Raw genomic sequence first — 21457 nt, forward strand, 5'->3', positions numbered from 1 at the left:
CCTCCCCCTCCTCTCGCCCGCCTCTCCCCCGCCTCAGTCCGGCAGCCGCCGCAGCTGTACGAGCCCCACCCATGTCTCCGGTCCCGGCTCCACGTACGCCGCTCGTACCGCGTACCGTCCCGGCGTCAGCTCCACCCGGAGGTGATCGGTCCGGTCCGTCTCCTTGCCGGGCCAGGCCGAGTCGAAGAGGAGCACGTCGCCCGGGGTCTCCCAGGTCCGGTCCGGCTCCCACTCCGCGATGGCGAGCGCGGCCGGGACGCAGGCCAGCAGCTCGTCCTCGGAGTCGGCCGCGCACCACCGTACGAAGGTGTCGTGCTCCGGCAGGAACGCGGTCGAGGCGGGTTCGTCGCCGAGGACGAGGGCCGTGGTGTCACCGACGGGCACGAAGCCGATGAGGCCGTCCACGTCACAGGCCCGGTCGTAGTCCGTCGACAACTCGTCGCCGTCCGCCCCCGCCCAGAACGGCAGCACCGCTTCCGGTACCGCGATGAGCGGCCCACCACCCGACTCCACCCACTCAACTGCCATGCGCAGCAACCTACACGCTGTGCGCGCCCGTAAATTCGCTGTCCCACGACCGGCCCATGGGCCACCCTCTTTTTCCATGAACGCCCGAACTCTGTTCCTCTCCCCCCGTGCCACCGCGACCGGATACGCACTGGCCGACGCGGCCCGCCGACGCGCCATGCGTGTCGAGGCCCTGCGCGAGTGGCGCGTGCCCGACGAGTGGCGAGCCGTCGAGGGAGCCTCGCTCTACGCCGGGCCTCTCTTCGCGGACGCGGTGGGCGCCGAGCTGGGCCTCGGGCTGCTCGAGGCGGCGCCGGACTGGCTGGCCCGGCTGCCGTACGAACTCACCGGCAGGGAGATCGAGTTCAGCACCGTCGCCGAGGCCAGGCAGCTGCGCCGTCCCGCTTTCGTGAAGCCGCCCAACGACAAGAGCTTTCCCGCGCGCGTCTATCCGGACGGGAGCCGACTGCCCGGTCCCGACGCGGTCGACGACGGTACGCCGGTGCTGGTGAGCGACATCGTGACGTTCGCCGTGGAGTACCGGCTGTTCCTGCTCGACGGTGAAGTCCGCACCGGCAGCCGGTACTTGACGGACGGCGACCTGGATGTCGCCCCGCTCGACGGGGACCCCCGGCGGGCGGAGGTGCTGGCCTTCGCGGAGCAGCTGTCCTCCCTCGACCTGCCGAGTGCCGTCGTCGTGGACGTCGGTCTGCTGTCGGAGGGCTCGGAGTGGGTCGTCGTCGAGGCCAACTCCGCCTGGGCGAGCGGGCATTACGCGTGCGATCCGGATGCCGCCCTCGATGTCGTCCTGCGCGCGGCCCGCCCTGAAGGGGAGTTCGGCCCGGCGGACCGTGCCTTTCTGCGTCCGCTGCCCGAAGTCGTGTGGGACTAGGGCTGGTTGAACAGCGGGCGGATCTCCGGTCGGTGTTTGCTTCAGCAGCCGCAGTCCGCCGCGTCCACCGGGGCCGTCAGCGCGTCGGTGGCGCGGCGCTCGCGGCCCTCCCAGGTCTCGAACTCGAAGCCCTCGCGCGCCCAGTACTCGAAGCCGCCGAGCATCTCCTTGACCTGGTAGCCGAGTTGGGCGAGGGCGAGGGCGGCGCGGGTCGCCCCGTTGCAGCCGGGGCCCCAGCAGTACGTCACCACCGGTACCGACTTGTCCAGCAGCCGGGCGGCCTGCTCGGGGATCAGGGCCGTGGGCAGGTGGAGGGCGCCCGGGATGTGCCCCTGGTCCCAGGACTCGGTGGACCGCGTGTCGATGACGACGAAACCGGGGTCGCCGTCGGCGGCGAGCGCGGCGGCCACGTCGGAGACGTCGGCGTGGAAGGCGAGGCTCGCACCGAAGTAGGCGGCGGCCTCGGCCGGGGAGGCCGGGGGGACACGCAGGACAGGGTTGGTGAGGGGCGTGCTGACGCTCATGAGCCGGCCTTTCACAGGTGCGGGGCCCGGGTCGAGCCCTCCGTGGGCAGAAATCTACGGCCGATGATCACTCACCTGAAGGTGTGATCCACGCCCTTTCCCTTGATCGGCCGGGGATTCCCCTGCTATTGCTCGGGCATGAGCACGTTTTCCCCGGACGCCACCGACTGGCGCATTCTCGATGTCCTCCAGCGCGACGGCCGCGCCAGTTTCGCCGAGCTGGCGCGTGCCGTCGCGATGTCCCCGAGCGCGGTCACCGAGCGGGTGCGGCGGCTGGAGGAGGCCGGCGTCATCCAGGGGTACGCGGCGGTCGTCGACCCGGAACGGGTCGGAATGCCGATCCTCGCCTTCGTGCGGCTCAGATACCCGAACGGCAACTACAAGCCGTTCCACGATCTGGTCGCCGTGACGCCCGAGATCCTGGAGACGCATCACGTGACGGGCGACGACTGCTTCGTCATCAAGGTCGTCGCCCGTTCGATGCGGCATCTGGAGGAGGTGTCGGGCAAGATCGGCGCGCTGGGGTCGGTGACGACGAGCGTCGTCTACTCCTCGCCGCTCCCCCGCCGCCCGGTCGGCCAGTGAGCGGCTGAGGGCCACCGACCGGCGGTCCGGCCGGCGGTCCGGCCGCCGGGCTCACTCACCGGCCCGCTGTCGCACCACCGACCCCGATCTTCCCTTCACCACCTCGAGCTGGGCGTGGATCCGGCGGCGCAGGTCCGGCACATGACTGACGATGCCGACGCTGCGGTCTCGTTCGCGCAGCGAGTCGAGGACGTCGAGGACCTCGTCGAGTGTCTGGTCGTCGAGGCTGCCGAAGCCCTCGTCGATGAAGAGGGTGTCGAGACGGACCCCGCCGGCCTCGTCCGTGACGACGTCCGCCAGGCCCAGCGCGAGGGCGAGGGAGGCGAAGAACGTCTCGCCGCCGGACAGGGTCGCCGTGTCCCGTTCGCGGCCGGTCCAGGCGTCGACGACATGCAGGCCGAGGCCACTGCGCCCCCGTCCGGCCCGGTCGTCGGAGTGGACGAGGGTGTAGCGCCCGGACGACATGCGCCGCAGCCGTGCCGTCGCGGCGGCGGCCACCTGTTCCAGACGGGCCGCGAGAACGTACGACTCGAGCCGCATCCTGCGTTCGTTGTCGGCCGACGTGCCGGCGGTGAGGGTGGCGAGGCGGGCCACCCGGTCGTGGGCGGCCCGCAGCGGCGCGAGCCGCCTGACCGCCGCGATCGACCGCGCGGACAGCCGGTCGAGTTCGGTGCAGCGGCTCACGGCGGCGTCGCGCGCGGAGGCCGCCTCGCGAAGTCGCCGGGCGGCGGCCGAGGCGGCCTGCTCGGCGCCCGCGAGGTCGGCGGGCGGCCGCTGAGCGGCGGCCATGGTCTCGGGCTCGGCGAGGGCGGCCCGGACGGCGGCCTCCTCGGACTGCCGTTCGTCCAGGCGCCGTTGGAGTTCCCGGTGCGCCGCGTCGTCCAGCAGGGCGTCCGCCGCCGCGCGCGGTGTGTCGAACCCGGCGCGGTAGGCGGCGTCGGCGAGGCGGGCGTCGGCGTCCTTGAGACGCTGGGCGGTGTCCTCGGCGGCGCGCGCGGCCTCGGCGGCCTCGGTGAGCAGCGCGGTCCGGCGTTCCAGCTGCGCGGCCCGCACGGCCACGCTCTCGGCGTCGCCCCGGGCCTGCGTCAACTCCTCCTCCAGCGTGGCCCGTTCACGCTCGAGGGTGTCCCGGCGGGCGCCCCTGGACGCCGTCCTGAGCGCCGCCTCCTGCTGAGCGGCGGTACGGCGCTCGCGCTCCTGCTCGGCCCGGCGCAGCTCCTCGTGCGCGGCGTGCAGCCCGGAGGCACCCCGGCGGGCCTCCTCGTACCGCCGCTCCAACTCCTCGGCCCGCTGGGCGAGTTGCTCGGTCGGCGTGTCACCGGCCTCGGCGGTGGCAGCCGCCAGTGCCTCGCGTACGACGCCCAGACGGCGTTCGTTCTCGGCGCGCCGCTCGTCGGCCCGCTGGTAGTCGGCCAGCGCCCGTTCCTCCGCCTCCCGGTCGATGTGCCCGGCGATCTTCCGTGCGGGCGCCGGGTGTTCGGTGGCTCCGCAGACGGCGCAGGGTTCGCCGTCGGCCAGGCTCTCGGCCAGCTCGGCGGCGATGCCGGCCAGACGCTGTTCCTTGAGGTCGAGCCAGTGGGCCTTGGCCTCCGTGGCCCGCTCGCGCGCCGCCAGTACGTGTGTCTGCGCCTCGTCCGTGTCCCGGGCGAGCGTGTCCCGCTGGCGGGCGGCCCCGAGCCGGCTCTGGGCGGGTTCCCGCTGGACGGCGAGCTGTTCGGCCCTGGTGGCGGCCTCCTGCGCCGACTCGATCCGGGTCTGCAGGGCCGCCCGGGTCGCCTCCCACTCGCCGAGCCAGTTCTCGGCGTCGTGCAGGACGTCCTCGTCGGCGCGCTCCTGACGGTCCAGGTCGGCACGTTCGGCGACGAGCCGGCCCAGCCGCTGTTCCGCGCGGCGGGCGGATTCGAGGCCGCCCAGCTCCTCGGCGGCCCGGCGTGCGGCGGCGGCCAGTCCGGCGGCGCCCGCGTCCGCGAAGGTGTCCGGCAGCAGGGCACGCGTGGAGGTCTCGGCGTCGGCCGCGCGCCGGTGCTCGGTCTCGGCGATCTCCCGCAGCTCCAGCGCGGGCGCCACCGCCTCGGCCTTGCGGGCCCGCTCCATCCGCGTCCGGTCCGCCCGGTGCGCGTCCGCCCGCTCCTCCAGCCGCCCGGCGCGCTCCCGTGCCTCGGCGAACCGGCGCTGCAACCGCGCCGTTTCGCGTACGTCGGCCAGTGCCGTGTCGGCGGCGGCCTGCGCGGACTCGGCGGCGGTGCGGGCGCAGTGGGCGATGGTGAGCAGCTCACGCGCGGTGCAGCGGGCGACGGCGGCGGCGCCCATGATGGTCTCGGCCAGCCCCGGTTCGCCCGGTGTGAGGCCGGGCAGCTCCATGGCGTCACCGGCGGCCTGCTGCATACGGTGCGCGTCGGCCAGCAACTCCGCGTCCCCGGTGCGCACTTCGGCCTCGGCGGCTCGCCTGCGGTCCGCGAGGCGTTTCTCGACCTCGGCGAAGCGATGCGTGTCGAAGAGGCGGCCGAGCAGCTTGCCCCGGGCCTCGGCGTCGGCCCGCAGAAAGCGCGCGAAGTCGCCCTGGGGAAGCAGCACGACCTGGCAGAACTGCTCGCGGCTCATCCCGAGCAGCTGGGTGATCTCCTCGCCGATCTCCTGGTGGGAGCGGCTGAGGTCCTTCCAGGCACCGGCGGCAGCGTCGTACTCGCGCAGCCAGCTCTGGGCCTTGTCCAGTGTCGTGCCCGCGCCGCGCTTCTTGGGGCGCTCCCAGGGCGGCTGCCGGGTCAGTTCCAGTCGGCGTCCCGCGACGGTGAGTTCGAGGGTGACCTCGGTGCGGGTGCCTGGCTCGGCGTGGTCGCTGCGCAGCGAGCCGCCCTGGCGGGCGCCGGGCACCGAACCGTACAGCGCGTAGCAGACGGCGTCCAGGACCGAGGTCTTGCCCGCGCCCGTCGGACCGTGCAGGAGGAAGAGGCCGGCGGCGGACAGCTCGCCGAAGTCGACCCGCTGGGCGCCGCCGAAGGGCCCGAAGGCCGTGATGTCCAGCCGGTGCAGCCTCACCGGGCGCCCTCTGTGTAGTCCGTACTCCTGTGAGCGCGCCTCACCGGGCCACCTCCCGTACCGTCTCGTCCGCCCGCACCGCGTCGAACGCGTCCCGCAGGACGGCCCGTTCGTGCTCGTCCGCTCCCGCGCCCCGCACATGCAGGACGAAGTCCTCCGCGATCTCCTGGTCGTCGCGCCCCGCCAGGCGCCGTGCGTAGGTCACGTCCGGGTCGCCCGGTGTGCGCTGCGGATCGAAGGCGAGGGCGAGGGTGTGCGGGAACCGTTCCATGAGCCGGGCCATGGGGTCGGCGGGGCGCACCGCGTCGGTGAGGGTGGCCTCGACCCAGGCGTCCTGGTGACGGGCGAGGCCGGGATCGGCGAGCAGTTCGTTCAACTCCCCCCGGATACGGGCGAGTGGGCGTGGCACCGGGCAGTCGACGCGCTCCGAGGTGAGCGAGCCGTCGCCCGCCAGGTCGATCAGCCACATGCTCTTGCGGTGGTCGGCCTCCGAGAAGGAGTACGGCAGCGGGGAGCCCGAGTAGCGCACGCGCTCGGTGATGGTCTGGCAGCCGTGCAGATGACCCAGCGCCACATAGTCGACGCCGTCGAACACCCCGGAGGGCACGGCGGCGACCCCTCCGACGGTGATGTCCCGTTCGCTGTCGCTGGCCTCGCCGCCGGTGACGAAGGCGTGGGCGAGGACGACGGAGCGCGTGTCCCGCGCGCGGGTGGCGAGGTCGGCGCGGACCCGGTCCATGGCGGCCGCGAGGACACTCTCGTGGTGTGCCTTCTCCACCCCGAACTCGTCCTTCACCAGGGCCGGTTCGAGATAGGGCAGACCGTAGAAGGCGACGTCGCCGAAGGCGTCCCGGAGCACGACGGGGGTGCCGGCGGCAGACGGGACCGTGCGCAGATGGATGCCGGCCCGGTCGATGAGGCCGGCGCCGACACCGAGGCGGCGGGCCGAGTCGTGGTTGCCGGAGATCATCACCGTCGGCACCCCGAGGTCGGCGAGCCGGTGCAGCGCGTCGTCGAAGAGCTCGACCGCGGCCAGCGGGGGTACCGCCCGGTCGTACACATCGCCCGACACGACCACCGCGTCCACCTCGCGTTCTCGCGCGACGGAGACGAGTCGGCCGATGAACTCGGCCTGCGCCTCAAGCATGTTCACCCGGTGGAAGGCGCGGCCGAGATGCCAGTCGGACGTGTGCAGAAGCCTCAAGACACTACTCCGACCTGCATGTTTCCCCCTACTTCGCCCCTGGACCCAGCAACGAACCAGCGCGGTTCCCGCTTTCGGCACCGACCACGCTAACGCCTGTCAGTACCTGGTCCATCACGGGCCTCAGTCTGCCACCGGCATCTGACGTCAGGTGGCCGTTGTTGTCCGGCCGGGCTACCTGTACGCCACCTATTGACGCACCCCGGGCGGGGCCATAGCCTCCGCACGTCTTGTTCGGTACGCGGACAAGATTTCGCACTGCGCACAATCAGTCTCGCCAGGAGGGGCCATGAGAAGGCGCACGTTTGGGTTTGCCGCAGCGGTGGTGACGGTCGCGGTCGCGACCGGATGCGGATCCTCGTCTTCATCGACCGGCGGGGCGTCGCCCTCGGACGGGAGTAAGACCACACAGGTCAAGGTAGGAGTCATCCCCATCGTCGATGTGGCGCCGCTGTACCTGGGGGAGAAGAAGGGGTTCTTCAGCAGTCGCGGTATCAAGCTGGAGATGGTGACGGCCCAAGGTGGAGCCGCGATCATCCCTGGTGTCGTGAGCGGCCAGTTCCAGTTCGGGTTCAGCAATGTCACCTCGTTGATGATCGCCCAGAGCAAGGGGGTGCCGGTCAAGTCCGTGGTCAACGGTGCCGCCACCACCGGTGTCGCCGGCAAGGACCTCACCGGGGTGGCCGTCAAGAAGGACAGCTCGATCAAGTCCGCCAAGGACCTCGCCGGAAAGACGGTGGCGGTCAACACCCTGCAGAACATCGGTGACACCACGGTCCGCGAGACGGTGCGCAAGGACGGCGGCGATCCCTCGAAGGTCAAGTTCGTCGAGATGCCGTTCGACCAGATGCCGGCCGCGCTGGACGGCGGCCAGGTCGACGCCGCCTGGATGGCCGAGCCCGCACTGGCCATCGCCAAGAGCCAGGGCGCCCGTGTCGTGGCGTCGCCGTTCGCCGACACCGATCCCAAGCTCACCGTCGCGACCTACTTCGCCTCCACCAAGCTGACGAAGGAGAACCCCGACCTGGTGAAGAAGTTCACCGAGGCGATGACCGAGTCGCTGAAGTACGCCTCCGACCACCCCGACGAAGCGCGCCAGACGCTCACCACCTACACCAAGATCAGCGGCGACGTGCTGAAGAGCCTGACGCTGCCGAACTGGCCGGCGCAGTACGACATGGCGTCCCTGGAGAAGCTGGCCTCCCTCGGCGAGAAGGACGGCATCTTCGGCGACAAGAAGCCCGATCTGAACGCCCTGTTCTCATGAGCGGTCGCGGAAGCACTCCTGTGCTGCCGAAGACCGCCGGCGCCGCCGGGACCGATGTCGGTCCCGGCGGGCCCGGGTCCGGCCACAAGCGGCGCATCCGGGAGAAGGCCGCCACCCCGCTGCGCGGTGCAACCGGCCTGGTGGGGCTGGCGGTCCTGCTCGAGGTGCTGCCGCACACCGGTCTGGTCTCCGCCGACTACCTCCCGCCCGCGTCCGAGATGGGCCGGGCTCTGTGGCGTCTGCTCGGTCAGGAAGCGTTCTGGACCGCTCTCGGCGACACCCTGACCGGGTGGGGCATCGGGCTGGCCATCTCCGTCGTGGCGGGCGTGGCAGCCGGCATCGTGATCGGGTCGGTGCCCCTGCTGCGGGCGGCCACCGCCTCGACCATCGAGTTCCTGCGGCCCATCCCGTCGGTCGCCCTGATCCCGCTCGCGGTGCTGCTGTACGGCACGGACCTGCGGTCGAAACTGCTGCTGGTGGTGTACGCCTCCTTCTGGCAGGTGATCGTCCAGGTGCTGGCCGGGATGCAGGACGTCGACCCGGTCGCCGAGGACACCGCCCGCAGCTACCGGATGGGGACCTGGGGGCGGGTGCGCCACGTCATGTGGCCCACCGCGCTGCCGTATGTGATGACGGGTGTGCGGCTTGCCGCCACCGTGGCCCTGGTCCTGGCGATCACCGCGGAACTCGTCATCGGCGCGCCGGGCCTGGGCAACCAGATCGCCGTCGCCCAGACCTCCGGTGCCGTGCCCGACGTCTACGCCCTGGTCCTGGTCACCGGACTGCTGGGAATCGCCATCAATCTGGTGGCACGGGCCGTGGAGCGCCGGACGCTGCACTGGCATCAATCCGTGCGCAGGGAGGGGTAGTCGGATGATCCGGACATCTGTCCTCAATATGGCCCGACGGGCCGTGCTGGTCCTCGGCCTGCCACTGACGCTGTTCAGTGTGTGGTGGTTCGCCACGGCCGGCAGCACGGACTTCTACGTCCCGCCGCTGTCCACCATCCTGCAGAAGTTCCCGGAGGTCTGGACGGGTGAGCGGCTGGCCTCGGACGTGGTGCCCAGCCTGGTCCGCTTGACCACCGGTTACCTACTGGCCGTTGTCATCGGAGTCGGCCTCGGACTGGTGGTCGGCACGAGCCGCGTCGTGCGGGACGTCCTGGAGCCGGTCCTGGAGCTCTTCCGGGCCATTCCGCCTCCCGTGCTGGTACCGGTGATCATGCTGTTCGCGGGCATCGGCGACACCATGAAGGTGATCGTCATCGTCAGCGGCTGCGTATGGCCGATCCTGCTCAACACCGTCGAGGGCGTACGCGCCGTCGACGAGGTGCTCAGCGACACCTGCCGCTCCTACGGCATCACCGGCCCCTCCCGTCTGTGGCACCTGACGCTGCGCTCGGCCAGCCCGCAGATCGTCACCGGCATGCGGCAGTCGCTGTCCATCGCGATCATCCTCATGGTCATCAGCGAGATGTTCGCCGCCAGCAACGGCCTCGGCTTCACCATCGTGCAGTTCCAGCGCACCTTCGCCATCCCCGAGATGTGGAGCGGCGTACTGCTGCTCGGCCTGCTCGGATTCGCCCTGTCGCTGCTCTTCCGGCTCGCCGAGAACCGGGTCCTGGCCTGGTACCACGGCCTGCGCCGCGCCCAGCGCAACCCCTGACAAGGAGACGAGCGATGCTCGACGTACGCAACCTGCAGAAGATCTACACCGGACGGAACCGCAACGTCGAGGCCCTGCGGGACCTGACCTTTCACATCGGTGCCGGTGAACTCGTCTGCCTGGTGGGCCCGTCGGGATGCGGCAAGACCACCCTGCTGAAGTGCATGGCCGGACTGCTGACCCCCACCGGCGGCGAGGTGCGCCTGGACGGCAGCCCGGTCACCGGGCCCCCGCCCGGCATGGCGGTGGTCTTCCAGGAGTACGGCCGCTCCCTGTTCGCCTGGATGAACGTCCGCGACAACGTCGCCCTGCCCCTGCGCAACAAGAAGCTCGGCAAGGCCAGGACACAGGAACTCGTGGACCACGCGCTGGAGGTGGTCGGCCTGGCCGACGCCCACCAGGCCTACCCCTGGCAGCTCTCCGGAGGAATGCAGCAGCGCGTCGCCATCGCCCGCGCCGTCGCCTTCGAACCGAAGGTGCTGCTCATGGACGAGCCCTTCGCCGCAGTCGACGCCCAGACCCGCGCCGAACTCGAGGACCTCATCCGCCGCCTGTGGCGCGAACTCGGCGTCACCGTCCTGTTCGTCACCCACGACATCGACGAGGCGGTCTACCTCGGCCAGCGCACCATCATCCTGTCCAAGTCGCCGACCGTCGTACAGGAGGACCTCACCATCGACCTCCCCGACGAACGCGACCAGTTGCACACCCGCTCCAGCCCCCGCTTCGCCGAACTGCGCGCCCACGTCTACGAACAGATCCAGAAGGCCAAGCACGGTCCCGGGGACGCCGGCGCAGCGCCGGTGGCCCCCAGCGAGGACCTCCCCCAGGACCTTCGCCTGCAGCGGTCGGAATCCTGACATCCGGCCGATCGCCTGAACGGCCACGGGCGTCACCTCGGCGGCCGCCACCGGCCACATTGACCGGTGGCGGCCGTCGGCCGTTCTAGCGTGCGCTGGGGCGCAGTTGGGCCTCAAGGAAGGTGACGATGGTCTGCCAGGACGGGGTCACCGGACGAGGCGGTGTGGTGTGACCGTCCCACGTGGTCTCCTCGTAGGCGTCCTTGCGGGTGTCGGGGTCGCTCAGCATGTCGAAGAGCGGGCCGTGGCCGGCGTGCGGGAAGGAAACGAAACGCACCTCGTCGCCTGCGGAGGCCAGGGCGTCGCGGAGCAGCCGGCCCTGGTGATAGGGCACCAGAGGATCCTGCTCGCCGTGGAAGATCAGGAACGGGGGTGCGGTGTGCCTGCCGACGTAGGTCAGCGGGTTCGCGGCCGCGACCTTGTCCGGGCAGTCGTTGATGGGGCAGCCGAGCAACAGCGACTCGGGCGAACGCGCGTCCTCATGGCAGCCGGTGAGTCCCAGGACGGTGTTGAAGAACGTGCAGTTGTCCAGCATGTGCGCGTCCATCTGCGAGAAGTCGGTCGGCGGGTAGAACGGCAGGGCCGCCTGAACCGCGCTCGAGGGACCGCGTACACCGACATCGCCCTCCAGCGCCGGAATGTTCCCGGTGACCCCGGCCATCGCCGTCGTCCAGCCGCCGGAGGAGTCACCCATGATCGCGAAGCGCTTGGGGTCGAGGTTGTAGGTCTTCGCGTGCGCGCGCAGCCACCGGATGGCGCCCTTGATGTCATAGAGCTGGGCCGGGAACTTGGCCTGCGAGCTGGAACGGATCGACACACCCGCGACCGCGAACCCGTGCGGGTTGAGCTCGGCAGCGACCTTGTCGGCCCCTTGCCGGCCGTTGTCGGCCATCCACGCCGAGCCGGCGGAGAAGATCACCAGCGGTACCGGCCGCGACGACTGCGGGACATAGAGGTCCAACAGGTGACCCTGGCTGTCGGCCGGCTGGGCAGGCGCGTAGGCGACGTCCTTGGTGATATTCACCCCCGTCGCATGCGTGGACGGGGTCGCGAATCCGGATGCGGCGGTCATCGCCACCGCCATGATCCCTCCTGCGAGTGCCAGCAGAACGCGGCTCCTCGGCACGGCTGGTAGTAGACGCCGGAACCTCATGTTCACTCCTCTTCGAGTGGGGCGCAGTCGGCAGATGCCGTCGCGGAGCCGACGGAGCGGCGGGTGACGGCGGGCGGGCGTACAGACGTTTCGCCTGGCAAGAGGTGCGAATCCGAAATGCGGGCTGAAGGGGCCGACTGCGTGAGACCCCCACCGCCTGATGTTCGCCTGGCGAAATTGATTTCGCTGTACGGTGTGCATGAGTGTGGGACCGACGCGCGGTCGGTGTCAATGGTGAAGAAGGGAGCCTCAGGTCAGTTGGAGACGACCGGAGTTGGGGACGGCGGAGAGATCGCCCTCGACCGCTTCAGCCGTTGCGAGGAGGCCGGGCAGGACCTGCTCGAAGCACTCGGCGATGGTGCGCCGGCTGGGGTGCATGGCCACGTTGATCGCGGCCAGCACTTCGCCGTCCTTGCCGCGCACGGGTACGGCCATCGAGCGCAGACCGACCTCGAGTTCCTCGTCGACCAGGGCGTAGCCGCAGTCGGCCGTCCTCTCGAGAAGCCGGAGAAGTTCGTCGACTTCCGTCACCGTGTTCGGGGTGAGCCGTGCGAGGGGCGAGGCGGCGAGCAGTACGGCACATTCGTCTCTGGGAACGTCGGCGAGCAGGACCCGGCCTATGGAGGTGGCGTAGGCGGGCAGGCGGGTGCCCACGGAGGCGTCGACCGTCACCAGACGGACGGTGGCGGCGCGGGCGACGTAGACGATCTCCGAGCCGGAAAGCACTGACATCGAGACAGAGTCCGAGAGCCGACGGGACAGCTCCGTCAGATGGGGCTGGGCCAGTTGCGACAGTGTCAGACGCGACAGCGGGGCGTAGCCGAGGGAGAGGATCGCGGCGCCCGGACGGTACAGCCCTCCCCGGTTCGTGAGGTAGCCGAGGTGCTCCAGGGTGATGAGAGCCCGCCGCGCGGTGGCACGCGGCAGACCGGTGATACGAGCGACATCGGAGCTCTTGAGGGCGGGGCGGCCCTCACCGAAGGCTGTCAGCACGCTCAGGCCGCGGGCGAGGGATTCGACGAAATCGCGGCCGGTCGTGAGAGTCCTGGTGTTCTCCCCCCGCCTGCCCGGGGGTTCGGAACGTGACACCGGTTCCTGTGCGCCCAGTTCGCGCTCCATGTCCGCCGCGGCACGGCGGGCGGCCGGCAGTGCGGCCCGCGCCAGGGCTTCGGCGCTCGGAAAGCGCCCGATGAGGCTGACGACGTTCACCACGCAGAGGAGGTCTCCGTCGGGACCGTGGACGGGGACGCCGAAGGCGATCAGGCCCGGTTCCAGCCACTGGTCGTCGAGGGACCACCCGGCGGAGCCGGCGGCGGCGGCACGTTCGCGAAGATCATTCGTACACGCCTGAGCGTGCTCCGGCCCTCGCACGCAGTTGTGCTCCGCCTGATGCCGTTCCCACTCCTCAGTGCTCCAGGTGGCGGCCAGCAGAGCGCCGGGCGCCGAAGCGTCGAGCGGCATCCGGTCGCCGATCGTGCAGACGATACCCATCCGCCGGTCCCGCTTGGACGAGTGGACGAAGTGGGCGCCGTGCCGGTCCGGGACGGTCAACGTGACGCCCTCGTCCAGTTCCTCGGCCAGAGCGTCGGCGTGGGGCCCGAGGAGCTCGGGAATTCGCACGGCGGACAGGTAGGCATTGCCCACTTCCATCAACGGGGGTGCCAGCATCACCTCGCGTCCCTCGATACGGAGGTAGCCCAGAGCGTCCAAGGTGCTCGTGATGCGGTCGAGAGTGGCCCGGGGCAGGCTCGTGCGATGGGCGAGTTGCTGCAAGTCCTCTCGCCCGCCCGCGTCTGTCAGCGCCCTGAGGACGGCGATCCCACGCATCAGCGGACCGACCACCTCGGCAGGCGCATGCTCCGTTACGAGCTCGTCCACCCCCCGGGCTACGACCTCGGCCGCCATGCTCTCTCCTTGCTTCCGTGCAGGCCACGGTACATCGGGCGTCGACGGGGCCACCGTCAAGGAGCAGAAGAGCGGATTCGAGGCCGGGAGCCAGGCACGGGCCCTGCTGCCTCAGCCTGCGAGCAGAGCCTGCATCCACTCCTCTTCGCGTTGCTCGATGTACTCGGCGTCGTTTCGCCAGGCGTCGCCGTGCCCTTCGGCCCACAGCCTTGCCCAGGGCTGGGTTCCTTGGGCTGCCTGGTCGCGCAGGAAGTCGTGCATGGAACGCGTACGGCGCCCCAGCAGAGGGACCAACTGACGACGCTCGGACTCGGCCAGACCGTAGGCATCGGCGAAGACTCGCAGCCGGTCCGCCGCGTCCGGGCTCTGCCAGTCCGGATGCGCGGACAGCGGGAGGAACCCGTGAATGGCGTACGCGACATCCCACAGGCGCGAGCCGGGACCTGCGGTGTCCCAGTCGATGAAGGCCCATTGCGCCTCCCCTCCGACCACAAGGTTCCAGGGGGCCAGGTCGTGGTGGGCGATGATGTCACTGCCCTCAGGGGGGATCAGGGTCTGCCACCGTGCGTCGGAGGGCGGCGTGAAGTCCTGCACGGCGTCGTGGAAGTCCCGGATCAGCCGTGCCACGCGGGCCAGTTGGCGATCGGGTTGCAGCAGCGAGAACCGGTCGGGCCAGATCACGTCTCCCGGCATGAAGGTCAGGACCTCACGCCCCTGATCGTCCATGCCGAGCGGACGAGGCGCCGCGCCGAATCCCACCTCGTGGAGGTGCCCGAGCAGGGCATGCACAGCGGGAGTCCAGGGTCCGGCCGGACGGCGAACGGTGTCCCCGACGCGAACGACACCATCACTGACGTTGCCACCGGACAACGGCTGTTCATCATCGTGACGCATCGAACCAGTGTGTCGGATCAGCCCGTCATGATCACCCCATTAAAGGGGACCGTCAGAGGGGGACGCTCAGGAGACGTCCCCGTACGCCTCTCCGCCGAGTTCGAATCCGGCCGTCCCCGCCGTCACGTCCGCCAACCAGGCCTGGAACGCCGCCACATCGGCGTCCGGCAGGCCGATCTCGATCGTGACGGCCTCCCCGTAGCGCACGTCGCGCACCTCGCGGCCCGTCGAGCGCAGGTCGTTCTGGACCTTTCCGGCCCGCTGGTGGTCGACGGTCACGGTGGCCAGCCGGAAACGGCGGCGGGTGCGGGTGCCGAGTGCGTCGAGGGCCTCGCCGACCGCTCCTCCGTACGCCCGGATCAGGCCGCCGGCGCCCAGTTTGACGCCGCCGTAGTAGCGGGTGACGACGGCGACGACGTACCGCGTGTCCCGGCGCAGCAGCATCTGGAGCATGGGGACTCCGGCGGTGCCGCCCGGTTCGCCGTCGTCACTCGCCCGCTGCACGGAGGCGTCGGCGCCGATGACGTACGCGAAGCAGTTGTGGGTGGCGTCCGGATGCTCCTTGCGGACGGCGGCGATGAACTCCTGGGCCTCCTGCTCGGTGGCGGCGGGGGCGAGGGCGCACAGGAAGCGCGAACGGTTGACCTCGGTCTCGTGCACGCCCGCGTGGGCGACTGTGCGGTACTCGTCGGGCATCCGGCCACCCTACGGGCGCGGGCGTGGTGGATACTCACTCCTCGTTGCCAAAAGCCCGCAGGCCGGGCCGAATGCACAGAGAAGTAAACAAAGAAGTAAAAGAAGCAATCAGCGCGCAAAGAAGACCCCAAGAAGACTCGAGGAGAACACCGCATGACCGGCGTCGAGATGGATCGCGTGGACAGCACCGGGCCCGCGGGCCGGGGGCCCTCCGTGTCCGGGCCGTCCGTGCCGTCCGTGCCCCGCTGGCGTGCCTGGCTGCTGGAGGGGCTGACCGAGCGGCCGGCCCGGCATCCGGGGCCGCACGCGACTCCGGCCGAGGACCACCGGGGTCACACGTGGTGGCGGGTCATGTGTCTGACCGGCGTCGACTACTTCTCGACGCTCGGCTATCAGCCGGGCATCGCCGCCCTCGCGGCCGGTCTGCTCTCGCCGCTCGCCACCCTCGTACTGATCGCGCTGACCCTGCTCGGCGCGCTGCCTGTCTATCGCCGGGTCGCGCGGGAGAGTCCGCACGGCGAGGGGTCGATCGCCATGCTGGAGCGGCTGCTGCCGTGGTGGTCGGGGAAGATCTTCGTCCTGGTGCTGCTCGGGTTCGCGGCCACCGACTTCATGATCACGATCACACTGTCGGCGGCGGACGCCTCCGCGCATGTCGTGGAGAATCCTTTCGCTCCGCACTGGATGCACGGCGGGAACGTGTGGATCACGCTCGTCCTGGTCCTCGGGCTGGGCGCGGTGTTCCTGAAGGGGTTCAAGGAGGCCATCGGTATCGCCGTGGTGCTCGTGGGCGCCTATCTCACCCTCAATGTGGTCGTCCTCGCCGTCTCCGCCTGGGAGGTGCTGAGCCACCCCGTGAGGATCGGTGACTGGACCGACGCGATGACCGCGGAGCACTCCTCGCCGATAGCGATGATCGGAGTGGCACTGCTCGTCTTCCCGAAGCTCGCGCTCGGCATGTCCGGCTTCGAGACGGGGGTGGCGGTGATGCCGCAGGTCAAGGGAGACGAGAGCGACACCTACGAACGCCCCGAGGGGCGGATCCGCGAGACCCGCAAGCTGCTCACCACCGCCGCCGTGATCATGAGCTGCTTTCTGCTGCTGTCCAGTCTGGCGACGACGATCCTGATCCCGCAGTCCGACTTCGAGAGCGGCGGGCCGGCGAACGGGCGCGCGCTCGCCTATCTCGCGCACCAGCACCTCGGCGAGGCATTCGGCACGGTCTACGACGTCTCGACGATCGCGATCCTCTGGTTCGCGGGGGCCTCCGCGCTCGCCGGTCTGCTGAACCTCGTACCGCGCTATCTGCCGCGCTACGGCATGGCGCCCGAATGGACGCGGGCCGTCCGGCCGTTGGTGCTGGTGTTCATGGCGGCGGCCGTGTTCATCACGCTGTGGTTCAACGCGAACGTCGACGACCAGAGCGGTGCGTACGCGACGGGTGTGCTGGTGCTGATGCTGTCCGCGTCGTTCGCGTCGGCGGTGGCCGTGCACAAGCGCGGCCATCGGGCCGCGACGACCGGTTTCGGCGCGATCACCGCCGTGTTCGCCTACACACTGGTCACGAACGTGATCGAACGGCCCGACGGCATCAAGATCGCGCTGATCTTCATCGTGGCGATCCTCGTGACGTCGTTCGCCTCCCGGGTGCGCCGCGCCTTCGAACTGCGGGCCGCGGAAGTGACGTTCGACGAGGCAGCGGTCCGCATCATCGACGAGGCGGCGGCCGGCGGCCCGCTTCTCCTTGTCGCCAACGAGCCCCAGGAGCACAGCACCCGGGAGTACCGCGCCAAGGAGCAGAGCCAGCGCGAGGAGACCCATATCCCGGACGGCCGTCCCGTGCTGTTCCTCGAGGTGTTCGTGCGGGACTCCTCCGACTTCACGGCCGATCTCGCCGTGCACGGTGACGAGAAGCACGGCGCCCGGCGACTGCGCGTCGAGGGTGCGACCGTGCCGAACACCATCGCGGCGGTGCTCATGCAGCTGCGCGACCGCACCGGCCAGGTCCCGCACGCCTACTTCAACTGGACGGAGGGCAACCCCTTCAGCCACCTGGTCCGCTTCCTGATCTTCGGCCACGGGGAGGTCGCCCCGGTGACCCGCGAGGTCCTCCGCCGCGCCGAACCGGACCTCGACCGGCGCCCACGCGTTCACGTGGGCTGACCGGGGCGGTTCAGCGGGGCGTGCGCCCGCGCGGCACGATCAGGCTCGTGAGCAGGGCCGTGCCGGGCGCGAGGTCGGGCCAGCCGTCGCCGTGCCAGGCCAGGACGGCGATCGCGGAGGTCGGGAACTTCGTCCGTACGTCGTCCAGCGCGCCGTCGAGCGAGTCCCCGGCCAGCTCCAGCACCAGTTCCTCCAGGCCGGGGTTGTGTCCGACCAGCAGCAACGTCCCGACGGCGGGCGGGACTTCGTGCACGAGATCCAGCAACTCCGGTACGTCGGCGCCGTACAGCCTCGACTCCGGCCGGACCGGCGGTGGGGTGCCCCACTCGGCCGCAGCCAACTCCCAGGTACGGCGGGCGCGTTCGGCGGTCGAGCACAGGACGAGGTCGGGCAGACAGCCGGCCTCGACGAGGGCACGCCCGACGGCCGGGGCGTCCCGCAGACCACGCGCCCCGAGGGGCCGCTCGTGGTCGTCGACACCCACAGGCCAGGCCGACTTGGCGTGCCGCAGCACGACGAGGCGACGAAGGGGGGTGGCGCCGGGTTGGCCGGCGCTGTGGTGGGTCGCGCCGGGCTGGGTCGGGCGGTAGTGGCTGGGGCCACGGTGGGCCACGCTGGGCCGGCCTGCGCTGGGCTGGGGTGCGTCGGGCTGGGTCGGGCGGTAGTGGCCGGCGCTGTCGTGGGCCGCGCTGGGCTGGGGTGCGTCGGGCTGGGTCGGGCGGTAGTGGCCGGCGCTGTCGTGGGCCGCGCTGGGCCGGCCTGCGCTGGGCTGGGTCACGCCGAGCCGACCTGCGCCGGGCTGGGGCGCGCTGGGCTGGGTCGGGCGGTAGTGACCCGCGCTGTCGTGGGCCGCATCGGGCTGGGCCGCGCCGAGCCGGCCTGCGCCGGGCTGAGACGCGCGGTGTTGAGACGCGCGGTGCTGGCCCGCGCTGTCGTGGGCCGCGCTGGGCCAGCCTGCGCTGGTCTGGGTCGCGCCGGGCTGGGTCACGCCGTAGTGGCCCGCGCTGTCATGGGGCGCGCTGGGCTGGGTCGCGTCGGGCTGGTCGGTGTCGGTGTGCGTCGTGCCGTGAGGGGGCGTCACGTCAGCGATCCGATCTCGCGGGTGAGTTCGAGGCCGAGGATGCGGTCGGCGTAGGCGTACGTCTCGAAGCGGGCGCCGTCCGGCATGCCGTCGAGGGTCTCGACGCGTCGCAGGACGTCCAGTACGGCGGGGACGTCGAGGTCGTCCTCCCACGCGGCGCGCAGATCCTGGCGTACGGCTTCGGGCACCGGGCGGGACGGTTGCGCGGCCCACACCGCGACCGAGTGGCGCCAGTGCGCGAGTTCGCTTCCCGCGTCGGCCAGCGTCTCCGGGGTCAGACGGACGGTCTCGGAGCGGGGGCGGGTGAGGAGGGCGAGGCGGAGGGTGGCGGGGTCGATGTCGCCGGGCGTGGGCGCGGTCTCGGAGTCGGTCGGAGGACCGGGTGGGGAGTCGGCGGGGGCGACGGCGAGGCGGATGCCGTCGGTTGTTCCCTCGTCGCCGCTCATTACCTCGATCAGCTGGGCGCCTGCGAACTCCGGTCCTACATCGCCGCGGTCCTCGAAGGGCCTGATGCCCAGAGCGGCCGCGGCCGCCCGGAGTTCGGCCACCTGCTCGCCGCCGGTCAGTACGGGCCAGACAGGGGTGCCGCCGACTTCGAGGGCACGGATGAGGACGTCGGCGACCAGGAGCACGCGCAGGGCGGTGGGGTCGAAGCGGGGGGCGTACGCCTCGACCCGGGTCAGGGTGCGGCGGGCCGGGGCGGCGACCTTGGGCTCGTTGGTTCGGGCGTCGAGGATGCGGAGCACGGTGCCGAGGGTACGCTCCGCTGGGCTGGGGGGTTGTTATTGCTCGGGTCGGGCGAGGTGGTCGCGCAGTTCCCCGCACCCCTGACGGCGGGGTGGTTTGTTTGGCTCCCGGCCGGTGGGGGCTTGGCGCGCAGTTCCCCGCGCCCCTGACGGGCGCCCCTGACGGGGCTGCCCCGCCATTTGCCGGGTGTCACCGCCCGATACTCCTCGCCGACCGCAGCGCGGGAATCACCTCAGGCCCGTCACTGTTGTCGCGCACAACAGCCACTGCTGCGACTGCGAGCGTACGAATTCCTAGGAGGCCGGGCGTGTACGGCGACCCAGTTACGGTCCGCAAGATCCTTACCGAGCTCGGCGACACCTGGGCCATCGTGGGGCTGTCCTCCAACCCCCAGCGGGCCGCGTACCGCGTGGCCGAGGTTCTCCAGCGGCACGGCAAGCGGATCGTCCCCGTCCATCCGAAGGCGGAGACGGTCCACGGCGAGCAGGGTTACGCCTCGCTGGCCGACATCCCCTTCGATGTCGACGTCGTCGACGTGTTCGTCAACAGCGGCCTCGCGGGCCCGATCGCCGACGAGGCCGCCGCCATCGGCGCCAAGGCCGTCTGGTACCAGCTCGACGTCATCGACGAGGCCGCCTACGACCGCACCCGCGCCGCCGGGCTCGACATGGTCATGGACCGCTGCCCGGCCATCGAGCTGCCCCGCCTCGGCTGACCCGCGACCAGCCACGCACCGTCAGCCTCACTGTGCGGGCCCATCGGACCGGCCCCGCCGGCGCAGCAGCAGAAGACCGCCCGCCAGCGCGGTGATTCCGGTCGCGGCGGTCCAGGCGACGATGTCGGTGGCGCCGCTGGCTGCGAGATCCTCGCCCGTGCCGACCTTGCCGGCCTCGTCGCCCTGACCGGTCGCCCGGGGCGAGGGCGTTCCGCCTGACCCACTGACGGCCGTGCTCTCCGCGCCGGCAGTCGGAGTCGGGCTCGGGCTCGGGCTTACCACCACCGGGGCCGTCTCGCTGTGCCTGTCCCGCGTGAACGCCAGTGTCCCGAAGCCCAGTTGGTCGTATCCGCCGCTGTTGGGGCCGTAGTCACCCCCGCCGCCCTCGGGGGACGCCTGGGCGGCGATTCGGGTCAGATAGGTCGCGGACAGTCCCCGGCGCTCGGTGTAGTGGTTGGCGATCATGGCCCAGATGGGCCGGGTCATCCCCGGGTCGACGGCCGCGGCCCGGTTCGCGCTCTCGCTGCCCGACCAGCCGCCCACCGCGCCCTTCCTGCGGGTGTTGGCCGTGTACGGCACCTCGCCGCCCATGCTCCACTTCGCCACGTACTGGGCGCCCTTGAGAAAACGGCTGTCGTCGTAGCCGTACAGGTCGATGCCCTGGTTCCAGGCCATCTCGCAGACAGTCCCCATCAGGCCGACGCCGAGCAGGGCGTGGCCCTGGTCGCGGCCCGCCTCGATCCATTCGCCGAGCCCCTGGTCGTCGTACACGACCGGGATGGCGTTCCTGACCGAGCCCATGCCGGCGCCGTGCTTGAAGTACTCGACGGCGCGGTCGATCTTGGCGCGGTCGTCGCACAGGATGCCGATGGCCAGGACGCAGGCGATGGCCGTGAGGTCCCAGTTTGCCCAGTAGTTGGAGATGACGGCACCGTTGTGGTTCGCCAGGAAGTCCTCGCTGAGCGGATGGAAGACGTCCAGCATCATCCGCTGGAAGCGGGCGAGGTCGAAGTCGGCGTGGTCGCGGACGAGTTCGGCCGCGTTGGCGAACTGGTAGCCGTACAGGCCCGCCGCGAGGAACCGGTCGGCCGAGCCCGCCAGACCGGTCAGTTTCGCCGACCAGGCGTTGAGGATCGCCACTGCGGTGTCCCCGTACGCGCTCTCACCGCTGACATGCCAGCGCAGGGCGTTCTGGTAGGCCGCGTGGATGTCGTTGTAGAGGATCGCGTAGTTCTGCGGTGAGCCCGCGCCGCGGTAGACCGTGGTCTGCGGGTTGGCCGTCCAGCCGCTCTGTGCGTGCCGGTTGGCGGTCAGCCGCGCGAAGCCCGCCGTGTACGGCGTCGCGCCGGCCTTCACCTTCTTCGCCATCCGGTCCAGATCCGCCCGGGTGTGCAGCATGCCCGGGTGTACGAGGCTCGTGCCCGCCGCCGTGGCCTGTGGGGCGGCGAGGGTCGTACCGATGGTGACGGCGCCCGCAGTCGCGCCGGTGAACTTCAGCAAGCCGCGACGGCTGATCCGTGTGTTCAAAGCTTCGGTCCTTGCGGGGGGATGGGAGGGGGGACG

Annotated in this window: 19 protein-coding genes; 8 read left to right on the forward strand and 11 right to left on the reverse strand. The window is 71.0% G+C overall.

Annotation, left to right across the window (positions count from 1 at the left end; translation table 11 throughout):
• Positions 1–33: 33 nt before the first annotated feature.
• Positions 34–528, reverse strand: a complete 495-nt coding sequence (locus ABZ855_RS15255) for an immunity 21 family protein (protein ID WP_360806736.1) — start codon at positions 526–528, stop codon at positions 34–36.
• Between the two features lie 76 nt (positions 529–604).
• Here ABZ855_RS15255 and ABZ855_RS15260 point away from each other — a divergent pair, with 76 nt between their 5' ends.
• Complete coding sequence (locus ABZ855_RS15260) at positions 605–1399, forward strand: ATP-grasp domain-containing protein (RefSeq protein WP_360806739.1); 795 nt, start codon at positions 605–607, stop codon at positions 1397–1399.
• Positions 1400–1440: 41 nt separating this feature from the next.
• Here the strand turns inward: ABZ855_RS15260 and ABZ855_RS15265 are convergent, their stop codons facing one another.
• The gene (locus ABZ855_RS15265; protein WP_360806742.1) at positions 1441–1923 is read right to left on the reverse strand and encodes a rhodanese-like domain-containing protein; all 483 of its coding nucleotides are present in this window, start codon (positions 1921–1923) and stop codon (positions 1441–1443) included.
• 138 nt (positions 1924–2061) lie between these two features.
• Here ABZ855_RS15265 and ABZ855_RS15270 point away from each other — a divergent pair, with 138 nt between their 5' ends.
• A complete protein-coding gene (locus tag ABZ855_RS15270; protein WP_360806745.1) occupies positions 2062–2508 on the forward strand; it encodes an Lrp/AsnC family transcriptional regulator in 447 nt (148 codons plus the stop codon).
• A gap of 51 nt (positions 2509–2559) precedes the next feature.
• Here the strand turns inward: ABZ855_RS15270 and ABZ855_RS15275 are convergent, their stop codons facing one another.
• The gene (locus ABZ855_RS15275) at positions 2560–5544 is read right to left on the reverse strand and encodes an SMC family ATPase (protein ID WP_360806748.1); all 2985 of its coding nucleotides are present in this window, start codon (positions 5542–5544) and stop codon (positions 2560–2562) included.
• A gap of 40 nt (positions 5545–5584) precedes the next feature.
• Positions 5585–6748 carry an exonuclease SbcCD subunit D gene (locus ABZ855_RS15280; RefSeq protein WP_360806751.1) on the reverse strand — a complete coding sequence of 388 codons (1164 nt, stop codon included), beginning with the start codon at positions 6746–6748 and terminating at the stop codon, positions 5585–5587.
• Between the two features lie 289 nt (positions 6749–7037).
• Between ABZ855_RS15280 and ABZ855_RS15285 the strand changes: the two genes are divergently transcribed.
• The 4 genes from ABZ855_RS15285 to ABZ855_RS15300 are packed head-to-tail and all read left to right on the forward strand — an operon-like array spanning position 7038 to position 10540.
• Positions 7038–8015, forward strand: coding sequence for an ABC transporter substrate-binding protein (locus ABZ855_RS15285; protein WP_360806754.1), 978 nt, complete (start codon positions 7038–7040; stop codon positions 8013–8015).
• Positions 8012–8884, forward strand: a complete 873-nt coding sequence (locus tag ABZ855_RS15290; protein WP_360806757.1) for an ABC transporter permease — start codon at positions 8012–8014, stop codon at positions 8882–8884. The genes ABZ855_RS15285 and ABZ855_RS15290 overlap by 4 nt, the downstream gene beginning before the upstream one ends.
• A gap of 4 nt (positions 8885–8888) precedes the next feature.
• Positions 8889–9680 carry an ABC transporter permease gene (locus tag ABZ855_RS15295; protein WP_360806760.1) on the forward strand — a complete coding sequence of 264 codons (792 nt, stop codon included), beginning with the start codon at positions 8889–8891 and terminating at the stop codon, positions 9678–9680.
• 14 nt (positions 9681–9694) lie between these two features.
• A complete protein-coding gene (locus tag ABZ855_RS15300) occupies positions 9695–10540 on the forward strand; it encodes an ABC transporter ATP-binding protein (RefSeq protein WP_360806763.1) in 846 nt (281 codons plus the stop codon).
• An 85-nt stretch (positions 10541–10625) separates the two neighbouring features.
• Here the strand turns inward: ABZ855_RS15300 and ABZ855_RS15305 are convergent, their stop codons facing one another.
• The 4 genes from ABZ855_RS15305 to ABZ855_RS15320 all read right to left on the reverse strand — a co-directional run bounded on the left by ABZ855_RS15305 (position 10626) and on the right by ABZ855_RS15320 (position 15188).
• A complete protein-coding gene (locus ABZ855_RS15305; protein ID WP_360806766.1) occupies positions 10626–11624 on the reverse strand; it encodes an alpha/beta hydrolase in 999 nt (332 codons plus the stop codon).
• Between the two features lie 318 nt (positions 11625–11942).
• The gene (locus ABZ855_RS15310; protein WP_360806769.1) at positions 11943–13598 is read right to left on the reverse strand and encodes an IclR family transcriptional regulator C-terminal domain-containing protein; all 1656 of its coding nucleotides are present in this window, start codon (positions 13596–13598) and stop codon (positions 11943–11945) included.
• 111 nt (positions 13599–13709) lie between these two features.
• The gene (locus ABZ855_RS15315; protein WP_360806772.1) at positions 13710–14492 is read right to left on the reverse strand and encodes an aminoglycoside phosphotransferase family protein; all 783 of its coding nucleotides are present in this window, start codon (positions 14490–14492) and stop codon (positions 13710–13712) included.
• Positions 14493–14558: 66 nt separating this feature from the next.
• Positions 14559–15188, reverse strand: a complete 630-nt coding sequence (locus tag ABZ855_RS15320) for a YigZ family protein (protein ID WP_360806775.1) — start codon at positions 15186–15188, stop codon at positions 14559–14561.
• 153 nt (positions 15189–15341) lie between these two features.
• On the opposite strand from ABZ855_RS15320, the gene ABZ855_RS15325 reads away from it, so the two are divergent.
• Complete coding sequence (locus ABZ855_RS15325; protein WP_360806778.1) at positions 15342–17351, forward strand: amino acid transporter; 2010 nt, start codon at positions 15342–15344, stop codon at positions 17349–17351.
• Between the two features lie 10 nt (positions 17352–17361).
• Here ABZ855_RS15325 and ABZ855_RS15330 read toward each other — a convergent pair whose 3' ends face one another.
• Together ABZ855_RS15330 and ABZ855_RS15335 are read right to left on the reverse strand one after the other, a co-directional pair.
• Positions 17362–17865, reverse strand: a complete 504-nt coding sequence (locus tag ABZ855_RS15330) for a histidine phosphatase family protein (protein WP_360806937.1) — start codon at positions 17863–17865, stop codon at positions 17362–17364.
• Between the two features lie 563 nt (positions 17866–18428).
• Complete coding sequence (locus tag ABZ855_RS15335; RefSeq protein WP_360806781.1) at positions 18429–19178, reverse strand: hypothetical protein; 750 nt, start codon at positions 19176–19178, stop codon at positions 18429–18431.
• Between the two features lie 308 nt (positions 19179–19486).
• Between ABZ855_RS15335 and ABZ855_RS15340 the strand changes: the two genes are divergently transcribed.
• Entirely contained in the window at positions 19487–19894 is a 408-nt protein-coding gene (locus tag ABZ855_RS15340) for a CoA-binding protein (RefSeq protein ID WP_360806784.1), read from the forward strand.
• Between the two features lie 27 nt (positions 19895–19921).
• On the opposite strand, the gene ABZ855_RS15345 is transcribed toward ABZ855_RS15340, so the two are convergent.
• Complete coding sequence (locus ABZ855_RS15345) at positions 19922–21421, reverse strand: alginate lyase family protein (protein ID WP_360806787.1); 1500 nt, start codon at positions 21419–21421, stop codon at positions 19922–19924.
• Positions 21422–21457: the final 36 nt, after the last annotated feature.

The organism is Streptomyces sp. NPDC047042 (assembly GCF_040644035.1).
In the GTDB taxonomy this organism is placed as follows: domain Bacteria; phylum Actinomycetota; class Actinomycetes; order Streptomycetales; family Streptomycetaceae; genus Streptomyces.

Coding starts and splice junctions, on each gene's coding strand:
- ABZ855_RS15255 (WP_360806736.1), bottom strand. CDS start 528: ATGGCAGTTGAGTGGGTGGAGTCGGGTGGTGGGCCGCTCATCGCGGTA.
- ABZ855_RS15260 (WP_360806739.1), top strand. CDS start 605: ATGAACGCCCGAACTCTGTTCCTCTCCCCCCGTGCCACCGCGACCGGA.
- ABZ855_RS15265 (WP_360806742.1), bottom strand. CDS start 1,923: ATGAGCGTCAGCACGCCCCTCACCAACCCTGTCCTGCGTGTCCCCCCG.
- ABZ855_RS15270 (WP_360806745.1), top strand. CDS start 2,062: ATGAGCACGTTTTCCCCGGACGCCACCGACTGGCGCATTCTCGATGTC.
- ABZ855_RS15285 (WP_360806754.1), top strand. CDS start 7,038: ATGAGAAGGCGCACGTTTGGGTTTGCCGCAGCGGTGGTGACGGTCGCG.
- ABZ855_RS15290 (WP_360806757.1), top strand. CDS start 8,012: ATGAGCGGTCGCGGAAGCACTCCTGTGCTGCCGAAGACCGCCGGCGCC.
- ABZ855_RS15295 (WP_360806760.1), top strand. CDS start 8,889: ATGATCCGGACATCTGTCCTCAATATGGCCCGACGGGCCGTGCTGGTC.
- ABZ855_RS15300 (WP_360806763.1), top strand. CDS start 9,695: ATGCTCGACGTACGCAACCTGCAGAAGATCTACACCGGACGGAACCGC.
- ABZ855_RS15305 (WP_360806766.1), bottom strand. CDS start 11,624: ATGGCGGTGGCGATGACCGCCGCATCCGGATTCGCGACCCCGTCCACG.
- ABZ855_RS15310 (WP_360806769.1), bottom strand. CDS start 13,598: ATGGCGGCCGAGGTCGTAGCCCGGGGGGTGGACGAGCTCGTAACGGAG.
- ABZ855_RS15315 (WP_360806772.1), bottom strand. CDS start 14,492: ATGCGTCACGATGATGAACAGCCGTTGTCCGGTGGCAACGTCAGTGAT.
- ABZ855_RS15320 (WP_360806775.1), bottom strand. CDS start 15,188: ATGCCCGACGAGTACCGCACAGTCGCCCACGCGGGCGTGCACGAGACC.
- ABZ855_RS15325 (WP_360806778.1), top strand. CDS start 15,342: ATGACCGGCGTCGAGATGGATCGCGTGGACAGCACCGGGCCCGCGGGC.